We start from the raw sequence: 15,797 nt of genomic DNA, 5'->3' as shown, positions 1-15,797 counted from the left end.
GGCCCCGCGTGGTGCGGGTCTCAGCGCGACGCGAGCACCTCGAGCGCCATCCGGTAGCCCTCGACCCCCTGCCCGGCGATCACCTCGACGGCGTACGGCGTCACGACCGAGTGGTGCCGGAACTCCTCCGGACGCTGTCTCGGGTCGGAGATGTGCACCTCCACCAGGGGTGCCTCGAGCTGCGCACAGGCGTCGAGCACGGCGTAGGAGTAGTGGGTCCACGCGGCGGCGTTGAGCACCACCGGCGTGGCAGCGTCGGCGGCCTCGTTGAGCCAGTCGACCATCACGCCCTCGTGGTTGGTCTGCCGCACGTCGACGTCCAGGCCGAGGTCCGCGCCCCAGGCGACGCAGTGGGCGGCGAGCTCGTCGTACGTCGTGGTGCCGTAGATCTCCGGCTGGCGTCGCCCGAGCCGGCCGAGGTTCGGCCCGTTGAGGACCAGGACCCGCATCCGCGCCGCCTCAGTCGTCGCTGGTCTGCAGGGCGTCGAACGCCGCGCGGAGGTGCTCCTCCGAGGGGCCGGCCAGCACGCGCGGGCGGGCGACGTCGTCGAGGATGACGAAGCGCAGCTGGGAGCCGCGGGCCTTCTTGTCGACCTTCATCACCTCGTGGAGGTCCTCGAACGGCACCCCCGCCATGGCCGTCGGCAGCCCGAACCGGGAGAACAGGTCGCGGTGCCGGTCGACCGTGTCCGCGGACAGCGCACCGGCCCGGTGCGCGAGCTCGGCGACGTAGACGCAGCCGAGCGCGACCGCCTCGCCGTGCCGGATCTGGTAGCCGCTCACCCGCTCGACGGCGTGGGCGAGGGTGTGGCCGTAGTTGAGCACCTCGCGGCCCGGGTGGCCGTCGCGGCCGCCGGTCTCGCGCAGGTCCGCGACGACGACGTCGGCCTTGACCCGGATGGCCCGCTCGACCAGCTCCCGCAGCACCGGGTCCTGTGCCGAGAGGGCGGAGGGGTCGGCCGACTCGGCCAGGCGCAGGATCTCGGGGTCGGCGACGAACCCGCACTTGAGGACCTCCGCCATCCCGGAGGCCAGCTCCTCGGGGCTCAGCGTGTCGAGGTAGCCGAGGTCGCACAGCACGCCCGCGGGCTCGTGGAAGGCACCCACGAGGTTCTTGCCGGTGCCGGTGTTGATCCCGGTCTTGCCGCCGACCGCGGCGTCGACCATGCCCAGCAGCGTCGTCGGCACGTGGATGACCCGCACCCCGCGCAGCCAGGTGGCCGCGACGAACCCGCCCAGGTCGGTCGTTGCGCCGCCGCCGAGGGTCACCACGACGTCGGAGCGGGTGAAGCCCTCGTCGCCCAGGGAGTCCCAGATGGACGCGGCGACGTCGGCGGTCTTGGCCTCCTCGCCCTCGGGGACGGCGAAGACCAGGACGTGCAGGTCGGAGAGCTGGTCGGCGACGGCGTCCACGAACGGCTCGAGCCGGGTGTCGACCACCATCGCGACCTGCTCGACGCCCTCGCCGATCATCGCGCGGAGGTGGCGCCGGACGTCGGTGCCGACGACGACGTCGTACGGCGAGGCGCCACCGACGTGGATGCGCGTCTCGGTCGTGGCGGTCATGGCAGGGCCTCCCGGATCTCGTCGGCGATCTCCTGCGGAGAGCGCCCGTCGGTGTCGACGACCAGGGTGGCCACCGACTCGTACACCGGCGTCCGCTCGTCGAGCAGCGCCTTGATCCTCGACCGTACGCCGCCGACGAGGAGCGGCCGCGAGGCACCCAGCCCCACGCGCTTCACGGCGTCGGCGAGCCCGACCCGGAGGAAGACCACGCGGTGGCCGGTCAGCCGCTCACGGGTCACCGGGTCGAGGACCGCTCCCCCGCCGAGCGCCAGCACGCCGTCGTGCTCGCTCAGCGCCGTGGCCACGGCCGCGGCCTCGAGGGCGCGGAAGTGGGCCTCGCCGGACTCCACGAAGATGTCCGACACCGAGCGGCCCTCCGCCTCCTCGACGTCGCGGTCGGTGTCGCGGGCGGGCACCCCCCACGTCTCGGCGAGCACCGAGGCGACGGTCGTCTTGCCGGCGCCCATCGGGCCCACGAGGACGACCCGGGGGCCGGTCGGGTGGTCGGCTCCGCCCACCGCAGCGGTCACCGGTAGCGGAGGTGGTCGAGGTAGGACTCGGCGTTGCGCCGGGTCTCGGCCACGGAGTCGCCACCGAACTTCTCGGTCACCGCGTCGGCGAGGACCAGCGCGACCATGGCCTCGGCGACGATGCCCGCGGCCGGGACGGCGCACACGTCGGAGCGCTGGTGGTGCGCCACCGTCTCCTCGCCCGTAGCGACGTCGACGGTGCGCAGCGCGCGCGGCACCGTGGCGATCGGCTTCATCGCGGCGCGGACCCGGAGGACCTCTCCGGTGGTCATCCCGCCCTCGGTGCCGCCGGACCGGCCGGAGACGCGCCGGATGCCGTCCTCGGTCGGGACGATCTCGTCGTGGGCGAGCGACCCCGGCGTGGCGGCGAGGGCGAACCCGTCGCCGACCTCGACGCCCTTGATCGCCTGGATGCCCATGAGCGCGCCGGCGAGCCGCGAGTCGAGCCGGCGGTCCCAGTGGACGTGGGAGCCCAGGCCCGGCGGCAGGTCGTGGACGACCACCTCGACGACGCCGCCGAGCGTGTCGCCGTCCTTGTGCGCCTGGTCGATCCGCTCGACCATCAGCCCGGAGGTGTCCGGGTCGAGGCAGCGGACCGGGTCCTCGTCGAGGCGTGCGACGTCGTCGGGCGCGGGCCAGAGCCCGTCGGGCGCGCGGACGCCGCCGATCTCGATGACGTGGGAGACGACGCGCGCGCCGACGGCCTGCTCGAGGAAGTTGCTGGCCACCCGGCCGAGCGCGACCCGTGCCGCCGTCTCGCGGGCCGAGGCCCGCTCGAGGATCGGCCGGGCGTCGGCGAAGTCGTACTTCTGCATGCCGGCGAGGTCCGCGTGGCCCGGGCGCGGCCGGGTGAGCGGCGCGTTGCGCGCCAGCGACTCCAGCTCCGCGGCGTCCACGGGGTCGGCCGCCATGACCTTCTCCCACTTGGGCCACTCGGTGTTGCCGACCGAGATGGCCACCGGGCCGCCCTGGGTCTCGCCGTGGCGGACACCGCCGACCAGCGTGACCTCGTCCTGCTCGAACTTCATCCGCGCGCCCCGGCCGTAGCCCAGGCGGCGGCGGGCCAGGGAGTCCTGGATGTCCTCGGACGTCACCCGGACGTGGGCAGGGAGCCCCTCGAGGATCGCGACCAGGGACGGGCCGTGGGACTCGCCCGCGGTGAGCCAACGCAGCATGGCGTCAGTCTCCCACGACCCCGTCGGCCGCCCGGACGCTCACCCGGCGACGAGACCGTCGAGCACCGGCCCGCCGACGCAGGCGCCGACGAGCGCGCCCACCAGCATGAACGGGCCGAACGGGAACGCCTTGCGCTCGACCACCCGCAGGAGCGACAGCAGCCCGCCACCGACCCCGCCGAGCAGGAACCCGCCGTACACACCGACGAGCAGCTCGCCCCACCCGAGGTGGCCCAGCGCGATGCCGAGCAGCCCGGCGAGCCGGACGTCGCCGTACCCCAGTCCGCGGGGGTGGACGAACCACAGGACGAAGAAGATGCCGCCCGCGACCAGCCAGCCCCAGAAGGCGCGAGCGAGGTCGCCGGTGTCGCCGGTGGCCGCCCAGGCGAGCACGGTGAGGGCGATGGTGAGCAGGTACGACGGCGCGATGACCTTCGTGGGCAGCAGCCGGGTCCGCCAGTCGACCACCGCAAGCGCGACCGCGACCGGCACCAGCGGAACCAGGGGCGCCAGCTCCCACTCGGCACCGATCGACCAGCCGAGCAGCGCTCCGGCCGCACCGGAGGCGAGCGCCGCCTTCCAGGCCAGCCCGGGCAGCCGGGCGACGTCGGCGTACGGCTCCTTCGGCGCCTCCACCCCGCCTGCCTCGTCGGCTGCTCCCTCCGCTGCCTGGGGTTCGCCGTCCTGCTCGGTGACCGGCGCGTCGGGCTCCGGGATCCGCGCGACCAGGGTCGGGACCAGCAGGCCGAGCCCGGCGCAGACGACCGCGACGAGGGCGGCCGTGGTCGCGTCGGTCACGCCAGGGCCGCCTCGCCGGCGTCCCGCATCGCGGCGAGCGGCGCCTCCGCGCCGGTGAACAGCTCGAACTGCAGCGCCGCCTGGTGCACCAGCAGGTCGAGCCCGCCCACGAGCACCCGGTCGCCGCCGACCGAGGCCGCGAGCGGCGTCGGCCACGGGTCGTAGAGGACCTCGAAGACGACCGGGACCTCCGCGCATCGGGCGACGAGGGCGGCGTCCTGGGCGGAGGCCGGCACGGTCGAGACCACCACGTCGGCCTGTGGCGCCTCGTCCAGCGACGCGACGAGCACGTCCGGGGAGGAAGGGTGGCGTCGGACCGCCTCCGCGGCCTCGGCGGCGCGCTCCGGCGAGCGGGCGTGCAGCGTCACCCGGTGCGCGCCGAGATCGCACAGCGCGAGCCCCGTCGAGGCAGCCGTGGCGCCCCCGCCGAGCACCGCGCCCGAGCGCACCTGGCCGTCGTACCGCTCGCGAACGGCGGCGACGGCTCCGGGGAGGTCGGTGTTGTCGGCCCGCAGCACGCCCTCGTCGAGGACGAGCGTGTTCGCGGCGCCCACGAGGGCCGCCCGGCCACTCACCTCGTCGGTCAGCGTCAACGCCTCGCGCTTGAGCGGCATGGTCAACGACAGCCCGCGCCAGCCGGTCGTCAGCCCGTCGAGGAACGGCCCCAGCCCGCCGGCCGGGACCCGGACCGCGTCGTACTCCCAGTCCAGGCCGGCCGCGGCGTAGCCGGCCCGGTGCAGCACCGGCGAGAGCGAGTGGGCGATCGGGTCCCCCAGGACGGCACAGCGCACCGCGACCTCAGCAGCGGTCGGACTGCGTCGCGCAGTACTCGTCGAGCTCCTGGCGGAAGCCGAGGAACTCGTCGTAGGACTCGGTGAACTTGGTCTCGCCGGTCTCGAGGTTCACCGTCACGTAGAACAGCCACGGGCCTTCCGCCGGGTCAGTGGCGGCGGCGATCGCCGCGTCCCCCGGCGCCTCGATCGGCCCCGGCGGCAGGCCCGGCTGCGTGTAGGTGTTGTACGGCGAGTCCGAGACCGACTCGATCTCGTCGGTCGTCAGGCGTGCGATCGGCTCCTTGCCCAGCGCGTAGTTGACCGCGGCGTCGATCTGCAGGAGGCCGTTGGTGACGCCGTTGTCCGGGTTCTCCAGCCGGTTGTAGATGACCCGGGCGACCTTCGGCATGTCGTCGCCGCGACCCTCCGCCTCGACGAGGCTGGCCACCGTCATCAGCTCGTGCGGGGTGTAGCCGAGCTCCTCGGCCGCCTGCTCGAGGTTGGCCTCGTCGGCGGCCTGCCGCCACCGGTCCACCATCGTGCGGACCATGTCGACGGGCTTGGCGTCGGGCCCGAAGGAGTAGGTCGAGGGGAAGAGGTAGCCCTCGGGGTTGCCGTCGGCGTAGTCGGGCAGACCGATCTTCTCGGTCTTGCGCAGGGCCTTCTCGAAGGCGGCCGCCTTGAAGTCCGTGCCGGCGGCGAGGGTCTCGACCACCTGGTCGACGTTGAGACCCTCGGGGACCGTCACGGTGTTGGTGATGATGTTGCTGGGGTCGACCAGCACGCTGATGGCCTCGGAGGCCGGCATCTCGCGCTGCAGCGGGTAGAAGCCGACCTGGATGCCGGAGGACCCGGGGTTGGCGGTGGCGGCGCTCAGGCACGCGTCGACCGAGGCGACGACCTCCGCCGCCTTCAGGTTCCGGCAGATCTCCGCGCTGGTCTCGCCGGACTGCACCTCGAAGCTGACGTTGCCGCGACCGGGGCCGGCGAAGTCGGCCGGGTCGGCGAACTGGTCCTCGATGTAGGCGATGCCCTTCGTGCCGGCGATGTAGAGGCCGCCGAGGAGGACCGCGAGCGCCACCAGCACCGCCAGGCAGCCGGGCACGCTGCGCCGCCGCCGGCGGCGCCCGGCCTCGGTGGCCGGGCCGTAGGCCGCCGGCTCGTCGACCACCGGTTCCTCGACCGGCTCGATGCCGGGGACCACCGCGGGGTCGTCGGCGTACTGCTCCTCCGGGCCGTGCGGGCCGCTCGGGTGGCTCGGGTCGCTCACAGGGTCTCCTCGGGCTCCTCGGGCACTGCCCGGACGATCTCGCCGGGGGCGGTCCCCGTCGTCCGCTCGGTGTCGAGCGCGTGCTGCAGGATCAGGACCGCCGCGGCCTGGTCGACCACGGCCCGCCGCTTGCTTCCGGATCGGCCCCGGTCGCGGAGCATAGCCTCCGCCGACACGGTGGTCAGTCGCTCGTCGACGAGGCGCACCTGCACCGGCGCCACCCGGCGGGCGAGCCGGGCGGCGAAGTCCCGGACCTTCGCGGCGGCCGGGCCCTCGCCGCCGGACAGGCTGCGGGGCAGCCCGACGACGACCTCGACGACCTCGGAGTCCTCCGCGATCGAGGCCAGCAGCCGGCTGATCTGCCGCAGGTCGCCGGAGCCTCGCCTCACCGTCTCCACCGGTGTCGCCAGGAAGCCGGTCGGGTCGCTCCGGGCGACGCCGATGCGGGCGTCCCCCGGGTCGATGCCGAGCCGTACCCCGTGCCTCAAGCGCCTGCCGTCCGCGCGACCTCCGCGGTCACCAGTGCCAGGGCCTCGTCGATCCGCGAGGCGTCGGTGCCGCCGCCCTGGGCCACGTCGTCCTTCCCGCCGCCCTTGCCGCCGACCAGGGGGCCGACCGCGCGCACCAGGGCGTTGGCGGACAGCCCGCGCTCGCGGGCCGCGTCGTTGACCGCCGCCACGACCGAGACCTTCCCGTCGGCGGCGCCGATGATGACCACCACCCCGGCCTCGCCCTGCGGCAGCCGGCCGCGGACGTCCATGGCGAGCGTGCGGACGTCGCCGCCGCCGGCGCCGTCGGCCCGGTGGGCGACGACGTGCACCCCGCCCACGACCTCGGCCGCGGCGGCGAGCTGTCCGCCCGCCGCGAGGAGCTGGGCGACGCGCGCCTTCTCGGCCTCCTTCTCGACCGCCCGCAGCCGCTCGACGAGGTCGGAGACCCGCCCGACGAGGTCGTCGGGCTGGGTCTTCAGCAGGCCGGTGAGCTGGTTGACGACATCGCGCTCGCGGGCCAGGTAGGCGAAGCCCTCGAGGCCGGTGAAGGCCTCGATCCGGCGGTTGCCCGACCCGACCGAGGACTCGCCGGTCACCACGATCGTCCCGACCTGGGAGGAGTGCTCGACGTGCGTGCCGCCGCAGAGCTCGCGCGACCAGGGCCCGCCGATCTCGACGACGCGCACCTTGGCGTCGTCGTAGGTCTCGCCGAACAGCGCGATCGCGCCCCAGTCCTTCGCCTCGGACAGCGTCATGTAGTCCCAGGAGACCGGGAGGTCGGCGCGGAGGGCGTGGTTGGAGACCTGCTCGATGTCACGGACCTGCTGTGCCGTCAGGCCGCTGGTCCAGCCGAAGTCGAGGCGCAGGTAGCCCGGACGGTTGTAGGAGCCGGACTGCAGCGCCGTGGGGCCGAGCACCTCGCGCAGCGCCGCGTGGACCACGTGCGTGCCCGAGTGCGCCTGCCGGGCACCCAGCCGCCACTCGGGGTCGACCCGGGCGTGGACGGCGGCGGCGTTCCCGTCGGCGGCCAGCTCGCCCTCGAGGACGCGGACCTGGTGGACGACGAGGCCGCGCACCGGCCGCTGGACGTCGACCACCTCCAGGCGCGCGCCGTCGACCTCCAGGGTCCCGGCGTCGGCCGCCTGGCCTCCGGACTCGGCGTAGAACGGGGTGCGGTCGAGCACCAGCTCGCCGACCTGCCCCTCCCCCAGCGACGCCACCGGCGCCCCGCCGGCGAAGAGCGCGACCAGCCGGGACTCGGTCTCGAGGGTCTCGTAGGCGAGCCACTCGGTCGGGCCGTGCTCGTCGAGGACCGTGCGGTAGAGCCCGGTGTCGGCGTGCTGGCCCTTCTTGGCGCGGGCATCGGCCTTGGCCCGCTCGCGCTGCTCGGTCATGAGCGAGCGGAATCCCTCCTCGTCGACCGTGAGCCCGGCCTCGTGGGCCATCTCGAGGGTCAGGTCGATCGGGAAGCCGTAGGTGTCGTGCAGCGCGAACGCCTTTTCCCCGGCCAGCCGGGTCTGCCCGCTCGACCTGACCTCCTGCGCCGCCAGGTCGAAGATCTGGGTGCCGGCCTGGAGCGTCTTGCGGAACGCGTCCTCCTCGGCGTAGGCCACCTGCGAGATCCGCCCGAAGCCGGTCTCCAGCTCGGGGTAGCCGAGCTTCATCTTGTCCAGGCTGACGGGGAGCAGCTCGGGCAGCGCCCGGTCCTCGTAGCCGAGCAGGCGCATCGAGCGGACGGCGCGGCGCAGCAGCCGCCGCAGCACGTAGCCGCGCGCCTCGTTGCCGGGAGTGACCCCGTCACCGATGAGCATCAGGGCCGAGCGGACGTGGTCGGCCACGACCCGGAACCGGACGTCGTCCTCGGGGTTGCTGCCGTAGCGCCGCCCGGTCAGCTCGGAGGCACGCTCGATGACGGGGAAGACCTCGTCGATCTCGTACATGTTGTCCTTGCCCTGCAGCAGGTACGCGACCCGCTCCAGGCCCATGCCGGTGTCGATGTTCTTCTTCGGCAGCGACCCGGCGATGTCGAAGTCGGACTTGCTGCGCACCTCGCTCAGCTCGTCCTGCATGAAGACCAGGTTCCAGAACTCGAGGTACCGGTCGCCGGCGTCCCAGTCGCGGTCGGCGCCGTACTGCGGCCCGCGGTCGATGAGGATCTCCGAGCACGGCCCGCCGGGGCCGGGGACGCCCATGCTCCAGTAGTTCTCGCTGCGGTCCAGGCGCACGATCCGGTCGTCGGGCAGGCCGGTGATCTTCTTCCACAGCGCGACGGCCTCGTCGTCGCCGTCGAGGACCGAGGGGTAGAGCACCGACTCGTCGAGTCCGTAGCCGCCGTCGGCGACGGGCTTGGTGACCAGCTCCCAGGCGAGCTCGATGGCGCCCTCCTTGAAGTAGTCGCCGAAGGAGAAGTTGCCGCACATCTGGAAGAAGGTGCCGTGCCGGGTGGTCTTGCCGACCTCCTCGATGTCGAGGGTGCGGACACACTTCTGCACGCTCGTGGCCCGGGCGTAGGGCGGCGTCTCCTGGCCGAGAAAGTACGGCTTGAACGGCACCATGCCGGCGTTGACGAACAACAGGTTGGGGTCGTCGAGCAGCAGCGAGGCGGAGGGCACGACCGTGTGCTGGCCCCACGTCGACCCGGCCTCGAAGTGGGCCACGAACCGTCGGCGGATCTCCGCGGTGTCCATCAGGTGGTGCCTTCCTCATCGTTGGTCGAGCTTGTCGAGGCCGTCGAGCTTGTCGAGACCCTCGAGCTCGCCGAGCCGCCTGCGGGGCCCAGCTCGAGGGTGCCGGCCGGGGTGAGGCCGAGACGCTCGCGCAGGTCGGTCTCCGCGTCGGCCCGGCCCTGGGCGACCTCGTCACGCAGGAGCCGTGCGCCGAGCGCGAGCCCGTTCATCCGGTCGCGCAGGCCATCCGCGGTGACCGCCTCGGCCGCACGGCGGCCGCGCACCATGGCGTAGACCCCCGCGCCCGCCCCGGCGACGAACCAGAGGCCGCGGCTCATGCGGCGCTTCCCTCGTCCAGGGTGCCGCGCTGGCGCGCCTCCCAGTCGCGACGGGCGGCGCGCAGGTCGGCGCGGCGCTGCTTGCGCGACCGCTTCACCTCGCGACGGACCTCGAGCCGGATCCGGTGGCGCACCTCCGGCGACAGCGCCCGGCGCAGGCCGGCGGTCCAGGACGCCGCCTGGACGACCGACTCACGCAGCACGAGGTCGGCGAAGAGCGGGGCCGGTACGGCGGGGGCCCGCTGCTCCGGCGTGGTCGGCGCGCCCACCGTGGTGATGACGTAGTCCTCCTGCCCGCGGTCGACCGGTCGGGCCGCGGCCGGAGCCTCCGCGGGCGCGGGGGCTGCTGTGGCCTGCTGGGGCGTCTCGAGGACCGCGACGCGGGACCGCAGCTCGCCGAGGTCCCGGCGTACCCGGGCGAGCAGGAGCGACGCCGCCACGAGCAGCAGGAGGGAGGCGGCGGCCAGCGCCACGAGCACCCACACGGGCACGCTCCACTCCTCGACCATGGTGCCCGACCCTATCGCGGGCCCTGTCGCGAGCCGCCGCCCCGCCGGGCAGCGCCGCGGACCAGCCGGCGGACCCGCTCCCACCGCTCCTTGACGGCCGCCTCGGCGCCCAGCGACGTGGGCCGGTAGTACTCCGCGTCGAGGACCACGTCGGGCGCGTACTGCTGCTCGGCAATGCCGTAAGGCTCGTCGTGGCTGTACTTGTACGTCGAGCCGTGGCCGAGCTTCTTGGCACCGGAGTAGTGGGCGTCGCGCAGGTGGGCCGGGACGGGCCCGATCTTCCCGGCCCGCACGTCAGCGACGGCCGCCCCGATCGCGGTGGTGACCGCGTTCGACTTGGGGGCGACGGCCAGCGCGATGGTGGCGTGGGCCAGGGTCAGCTGTGCCTCGGGCATGCCGATCAGCTGCACGGTCTGCGCCGCCGCGACGGCGGTCTGCAGGGCGGTCGGGTCGGCGAGGCCGATGTCCTCGCTGGCCAGGATCATCAGCCGCCGGGCGATGAACCGGGGGTCCTCCCCCGCCTCCATCATCCGGGCCAGGTAGTGCAGCGCCGCGTCGGCGTCGGAGCCCCGCACGGACTTGATGAAGGCGCTCGTGACGTCGTAGTGCTGGTCGCCCTGCCGGTCGTAGCGCACCGCTGCCTGGTCGACGGCGGTCTCGGCCATCTCGAGCGTGACCACCTCGGACCCACGGGCCTGGGCGGCCCCGGTGGCGGCCTCGAGGTAGGTCAGCGACCGGCGCGCGTCGCCACCGGCCAGCCGCACGAGGTGGTCCAGCGCCTCCTGCTCGACCTCGAACCGGCCGGCCAGGCCGCGCTCGTCCACGAGCGCCTGGTCGAGCACCTCGCGGACGTGCACGTCGGTGAGCGACTCCAGCCGCAGCAGCAGGCTGCGGGAGAGCAGCGGCGAGATGACGCTGAAGAACGGGTTCTCCGTCGTCGCCGCGACGAGCGTCACCCACCGGTTCTCCACCCCGGGCAGCAGGGCGTCCTGCTGGGCCTTGCTGAACCGGTGCACCTCGTCGACGAAGAGCACGGTCTCGCGGCCGGTCGCCACCAGCTGAGCGCGCGCGGAGTCGATGGCCGCCCGGACCTCCTTCACCCCTGCTGAGACCGCGGAGACCTCGACGAAGCGGCGGTCGGTCTGCTGGCTGACGATCGCGGCGATCGTCGTCTTGCCGGTGCCGGGCGGCCCCCAGAGCAGCAGCGACATCGACTGGTCGTTCTCGATCAGCTGGCGCAGGGGCGCACCCGGAGCCCGGAGCTGCTCCTGCCCGACCAGCTCGTCGAGGGTGCGCGGCCGCATCCGCACCGCGAGCGGGGCCGACGCGTGCGTGTTCGCGGCGAGGGACCCCGAGCCCGGCACGCTGCCGGACCTCGAGGTGGGCACGGCCGCGGACCCCGGCGCACCGGCCTCGTCGGCCGGGCCACCGGGGTCCGCGAAGAGTCCCTCGTCCACCACCGAGCGCGGCTAGGCGTGCGGCCGGGTGGCGGTGACGATCGACTCCTCGACGAAGTGACAGGCCGACGGGTGGGTGCCGCTCGGGTCCGGGCGCTCGATCAGCGCCGGGTCGTCCTGCGAGCACTTCGGCTGCGCCAGCCGGCACCGCGTGTGGAACCGGCAGCCCGAGGGCGGGTCGGCCGGCGAGGGGACGTCACCCTCGAGCTTGATCTCGTTCCGCTTGCCGCGCTTGGTCGGGTCCGGCACGGGCACGGCCGAGAGCAGGGCCTGGGTGTACGGGTGGGTCGGACGCTCGTAGATCTCCTCCTCCGTGCCGAGCTCGACGATCCGGCCGAGGTACATCACGGCCACGCGGTCGGAGATGTGCCGCACCACCGACAGGTCGTGCGCGATGAAGACGTAGGCGAGGCCGAGCTCCTTCTGGAGCCGCTCCATCACGTTGACGACCTGCGCCTGGACCGAGACGTCGAGGGCCGATACCGGCTCGTCGCAGACCAGGACCTTGGGGTTCAGCGCGATGCCGCGGGCGATGCCGATGCGCTGCCGCTGGCCACCGGAGAACTGGTGCGGGTACCGGTTGACGTGCTCGGGGCTGAGGCCGACGAGCTCCATCAGCTCCTGCACGCGGGCCTTGCGACCGCCCTTGGGGACCACGTCGGGGTGGATCTCGAAGGGCTCGCCGATGATGTCGGCGACCGTCTTGCGGGGGTTCAGCGAGGTGTACGGGTCCTGGAAGACGATCTGGATGTCGCGCCGGATCTTGCGCATGGCACGACGGTCCTGCTCGTAGACGTTGACGCCGTCGAACTGCAGCGAGCCCTCGGTCGGCTCCTCGAGCCGCATCAGGAGACGGCCCAGGGTCGACTTGCCGCAGCCGGACTCCCCCACCACGCCGAGCGTCTCGCCGGCGTGGAGGTCGAAGGAGACACCGTCGACGGCCTGGACGTGCCCGACGGTGCGCCGGAGCACGCCGCTGCGAATGGGGTAGTACTTCTTCAGGTTCTCCGCCCGGAGGATGACCTCACTCACCGAGCACCTCCTCTGCGAAGTGGCACTTGCTCGCCCGGCCCGCGATCGGACGCAGCGCGGGCTCGTCGACCCGGCAGACGTCGCGGACCCGGTGGCAGCGCGGGTGGAAGGGGCAGCCCTGCGGCATGGCCAGCAGGTTCGGCGGGAGGCCCGGGATCGCGTACAGCTCCTCGCCCTTGGAGTCCAGCCGCGGGATCGAGCTCAGCAGCCCCTCGGTGTAGGGGTGCGCGGGCTGGCGGTAGAGGTCGTAGACGTCGGCGTTCTCGACGATCGAGCCGGCGTACATGACCGCGATCCGGTCGGCGATGTCGGCCACGACGCCCAGGTCGTGGGTGATGAGGATCAGGCTCATCCCGAAGTCCTCGCGCAGCTCGCCGAGGAGCTCCATCACCTGCGCCTGCACGGTCACGTCGAGGGCGGTCGTCGGCTCGTCGGCGATGAGCACCGAGGGTTCCAGCGCGATCGCCATGGCGATCATGATCCGCTGGCGCATGCCGCCGGAGAACTGGTGCGGGTAGGAGTTGACCCGCTGCTTCGCCGCGGGGATCTTCACCCGCTCCATCAGCCGCACGGCCTGCGCCTTGGCGTCGGAGCGGTTGAGCCCCCGGTGGACGCGGAACATCTCGGCGATCTGCCACCCGACCGGGAAGACCGGGTTCAGCGAGGAGAGCGCGTCCTGGAAGATCATCGAGATCTCCGGCCCGCGGATCGCGCGGCGCTCGGCGTCGGGCATGGTCAGCAGGTCGCGACCGCGGTACATGATCCGGCCCTGCGGGATCTTTGCCGGCGGCATGTCGAGGATCCCCATGACCGCCTGGGCGGTCACCGACTTGCCGGAGCCGGACTCGCCCAGGATGGCGAGGGTCTCGCCGGGGTCGACGTGGAGGTCGACGCCGTTGATGGCGTGGACGACACCGTCGCGGGTGTGGAACTCGACGTGGAGGTCCTCCACCTCGAGGAGGGGGCCGTCACCGGTCGCGGCGCGGACACCTTGAAGCGTCTCTCGTGACGAGGGCACGGGACAGGTACTCCTAGCGGTTCTTGGGGTCGAAGGCGTCGCGCACCGCGTCGCCGAGCATGATGAAGGCGAGCACGGCGACGCTCAGGAACGCCGCCGGGAAGAGCAGCACGTGCGGGGCCGAGCGCATCGCGCGCAGCGCGTCGGAGATCATCACGCCCCACGACACGGTCGGCGGCTGCAGGCCGATGCCGATGAACGACAACGCCGCCTCGGCGGAGATGTACACCCCGAGGTTGATCGTGGACACCACGATCACGGGGCCCACGGCGTTGGGCAGCACGTGCGAGGCGATGATCCGGGTCGGGGAGGCGCCCAGCGCACGCGCCGCCTGGACGTAGTCGTTCGGGCGGACCTGGAGCACCGCCGAGCGCATCAGCCGGAAGATGCTCGGCCAGCCCAGCACCCAGAAGACCAGCACGACCTTGAAGACGATGAGGAAGTAGCTGTTCGACTCCGGCAGCGAGGTGAGGATGATGATCGCGCCGAGGATGAGCGGCAGGGCGAAGAAGATCTCCGCGAAACGGCTGATCAGCGCGTCCAGCCAGCCCCCGGTGTAGCCGGCGATCAGGCCGAAGAGCGAGCCGATGATCGCGGTGCCGGCGGCGGCGAAGATGCCGACGAGGATCGAGGCGCGGGCGCCGTGGATGCACCGGGCGTAGAGGTCGTAGCCCTGGACGTCGCGGCCGAACCAGTTCTCGCCGTCCGGCGACTTGCGCGCCTCGGCGAGGTTGAACGCGCGGGGCGAGGTGTCGGTGAACAGGCCCGGCCAGATCGCCATCAGGGCGAAGATCGCGATGAGGACGGCCGAGATCCAGAAGAGCGGGTTCCGACGGAGGTCCGACCAGGCGTCGGCGCGCAGCGAGCGCACCTTGTCGCCCTGGGCCTCCGCGGGGTCGGAGACGGTCGCGTAGTCGCGGCTGGTGACGTCAGTCATGGGAGATCCTCGGGTCCAGCAGGCCGTAGAGCAGGTCGACGATGAGGTTGGCGAGGAGGTAGACCAGGATCAGCGCGGTCACCGCGCCGACGACGACGATGCCGTCCCGGTCGTTGATGCCGCGGAAGACATAGCCTCCGACGCCGGGGATGTTGAAGATGCCCTCGGTGATGATCGCACCACCCATGAGCGCACCGAGGTCGTAGCCGAGGTAGGTCACCACCGGGATCAGCGAGTTGCGCAGCGTGTGCACGCCGACCACCCGCGGCTGGGAAAGCCCCTTGGCCCGGGCGGTGCGCACGTAGTCCGAGCGCACGTTCTCCCCGAGGTTGGTGCGCATCAGCCGGGCGAGGTAGGCCAACGACGTCGAGCCGAGCACGAACGCCGGCAGCAGGAGCGCGTAGAAGGAGGCGTCCGAGCCGACGGTGACGGGGAACAGCTCGGCACGGATGCCGAGGTAGAGCTGGAGGACCGTGCCGGTCACGAAGATGGGCAGCGAGATGACGGCCAGGGTGCTGATCAGCACCAGGTTGTCGATGAACCCGCCCTTGCGCAGGCCGGCGAGGACACCGGCCAGGATGCCGATCACCGCCTCGATGGCCAGCGCCATGCCGGCCAGCTTGGCCGTCACCACGAAGCGCTCGGAGAGCTCCTCGCTGATCTCGACGCCGTAGTAGCTCTCGCCGAAGTCGCCCTGGACCACGCCCGCCATGTACTTGCCGTACTGGATGGGCAGCGGGTCGTTGAGGTTGTACTGCTCCCTGAACTCCGCGACGTACGCCTCGGGACAGGGACGGTCACCGCACTTGCCTGCCGTGGGGTCGCCCGGCAGCGAGAAGACCATCCAGTAGATGAGGAAGGTGGCACCGAGCACCACCGGGATCATCTGCAGGAGGCGCCGCAGCGTGTACTTGAACACCGATCCTCCGGTCACTGTGGTGGCCCGCAACCGAGGTCGTCGGCGGCGGACCAGGGGGGCACACACACGGCGGTGGGGGGGGGGGGGGGGGGGGGGGGGGGGGGGGGGGGGGGGGGGGGGCGGGCGGCGGGGGGGGGGGGGGGGGGGGGGGGGGGGGGGGGGGTCGTGGGGGGGGGGGGGGCGGGGGGGGGGGGGGGGGGCCCGCGCCGCCCCCCCCCCCCCCCCCCCCCACGCTTGGATCAATCGAGCAGGATCAGTTCAGCTCGATGTTGGCGTAGTCCGGCACGCCGAACGCGTTGAGCTCCACGCCCGCGACGT

16 protein-coding genes are annotated in these 15,797 nt (G+C 73.0%); all 16 read right to left on the bottom strand.

From position 1 onward, the window contains the following. Positions 1–20: 20 nt before the first annotated feature. Genes ACSMHG_RS16225 through ACSMHG_RS16150 form a run of 16 tightly spaced genes read right to left on the bottom strand, consistent with a single transcriptional unit; the run spans position 21 to position 15,479 of the window. A complete protein-coding gene (locus ACSMHG_RS16225) occupies positions 21–449 on the bottom strand; it encodes a type II 3-dehydroquinate dehydratase (RefSeq protein WP_435746983.1) in 429 nt (142 codons plus the stop codon). A 10-nt stretch (positions 450–459) separates the two neighbouring features. Next, complete coding sequence (aroB, locus tag ACSMHG_RS16220) at positions 460–1,566, bottom strand: 3-dehydroquinate synthase (RefSeq protein ID WP_435746981.1); 1,107 nt, start codon at positions 1,564–1,566, stop codon at positions 460–462. Further along, positions 1,563–2,096, bottom strand: a complete 534-nt coding sequence (locus tag ACSMHG_RS16215) for a shikimate kinase (protein WP_435746979.1) — start codon at positions 2,094–2,096, stop codon at positions 1,563–1,565. The genes aroB and ACSMHG_RS16215 overlap by 4 nt, the downstream gene beginning before the upstream one ends. Beyond that, the gene (gene aroC, locus ACSMHG_RS16210; protein WP_435746977.1) at positions 2,093–3,271 is read right to left on the bottom strand and encodes a chorismate synthase; all 1,179 of its coding nucleotides are present in this window, start codon (positions 3,269–3,271) and stop codon (positions 2,093–2,095) included. The genes ACSMHG_RS16215 and aroC overlap by 4 nt, the downstream gene beginning before the upstream one ends. Positions 3,272–3,310: 39 nt before the next feature. Continuing rightward, positions 3,311–4,069 carry a prepilin peptidase gene (locus ACSMHG_RS16205; protein WP_435746975.1) on the bottom strand — a complete coding sequence of 253 codons (759 nt, stop codon included), beginning with the start codon at positions 4,067–4,069 and terminating at the stop codon, positions 3,311–3,313. Further along, positions 4,066–4,860, bottom strand: coding sequence for a shikimate dehydrogenase (locus ACSMHG_RS16200; protein WP_435746973.1), 795 nt, complete (start codon positions 4,858–4,860; stop codon positions 4,066–4,068). Before ACSMHG_RS16200 ends, ACSMHG_RS16205 begins: the two co-directional genes overlap by 4 nt. A 7-nt stretch (positions 4,861–4,867) precedes the next feature. Then, positions 4,868–6,112 (bottom strand): endolytic transglycosylase MltG, encoded by a 1,245-nt coding sequence (gene mltG / locus ACSMHG_RS16195; RefSeq protein ID WP_435746971.1) that lies wholly within the window; start codon positions 6,110–6,112, stop codon positions 4,868–4,870. Beyond that, complete coding sequence (gene ruvX / locus ACSMHG_RS16190) at positions 6,109–6,600, bottom strand: Holliday junction resolvase RuvX (RefSeq protein WP_435746969.1); 492 nt, start codon at positions 6,598–6,600, stop codon at positions 6,109–6,111. The genes mltG and ruvX overlap by 4 nt, the downstream gene beginning before the upstream one ends. Beyond that, complete coding sequence (gene alaS / locus ACSMHG_RS16185) at positions 6,597–9,290, bottom strand: alanine--tRNA ligase (protein WP_435746967.1); 2,694 nt, start codon at positions 9,288–9,290, stop codon at positions 6,597–6,599. The genes ruvX and alaS overlap by 4 nt, the downstream gene beginning before the upstream one ends. Beyond that, entirely contained in the window at positions 9,290–9,607 is a 318-nt protein-coding gene (locus ACSMHG_RS16180) for a DUF6167 family protein (protein WP_435746965.1), read from the bottom strand. The genes alaS and ACSMHG_RS16180 overlap by 1 nt, the downstream gene beginning before the upstream one ends. Then, positions 9,604–10,116, bottom strand: a complete 513-nt coding sequence (locus ACSMHG_RS16175; RefSeq protein ID WP_435746963.1) for a hypothetical protein — start codon at positions 10,114–10,116, stop codon at positions 9,604–9,606. Before ACSMHG_RS16175 ends, ACSMHG_RS16180 begins: the two co-directional genes overlap by 4 nt. A gap of 11 nt (positions 10,117–10,127) precedes the next feature. Next, positions 10,128–11,573, bottom strand: coding sequence for a replication-associated recombination protein A (locus ACSMHG_RS16170; RefSeq protein WP_435747029.1), 1,446 nt, complete (start codon positions 11,571–11,573; stop codon positions 10,128–10,130). A gap of 12 nt (positions 11,574–11,585) precedes the next feature. Beyond that, positions 11,586–12,605, bottom strand: coding sequence for an ABC transporter ATP-binding protein (locus ACSMHG_RS16165; protein ID WP_435746961.1), 1,020 nt, complete (start codon positions 12,603–12,605; stop codon positions 11,586–11,588). Next, the gene (locus ACSMHG_RS16160; protein WP_435746959.1) at positions 12,598–13,623 is read right to left on the bottom strand and encodes an ABC transporter ATP-binding protein; all 1,026 of its coding nucleotides are present in this window, start codon (positions 13,621–13,623) and stop codon (positions 12,598–12,600) included. Before ACSMHG_RS16160 ends, ACSMHG_RS16165 begins: the two co-directional genes overlap by 8 nt. 13 nt (positions 13,624–13,636) lie before the next feature. Next, positions 13,637–14,560, bottom strand: a complete 924-nt coding sequence (locus ACSMHG_RS16155) for an ABC transporter permease (RefSeq protein ID WP_435746957.1) — start codon at positions 14,558–14,560, stop codon at positions 13,637–13,639. Further along, positions 14,553–15,479 carry an ABC transporter permease gene (locus tag ACSMHG_RS16150; RefSeq protein ID WP_435746954.1) on the bottom strand — a complete coding sequence of 309 codons (927 nt, stop codon included), beginning with the start codon at positions 15,477–15,479 and terminating at the stop codon, positions 14,553–14,555. Before ACSMHG_RS16150 ends, ACSMHG_RS16155 begins: the two co-directional genes overlap by 8 nt. Between the last annotated feature and the right edge of the window lie 318 nt (positions 15,480–15,797).

Origin of the sequence: Nocardioides ureilyticus (genome assembly GCF_051280745.1) — a bacterium.
Lineage (GTDB): Bacteria > Actinomycetota > Actinomycetes > Propionibacteriales > Nocardioidaceae > Nocardioides.
Note: the sequence above shows the minus strand (reverse complement) of the source record. Positions and strands in the feature narration are given on the sequence as shown.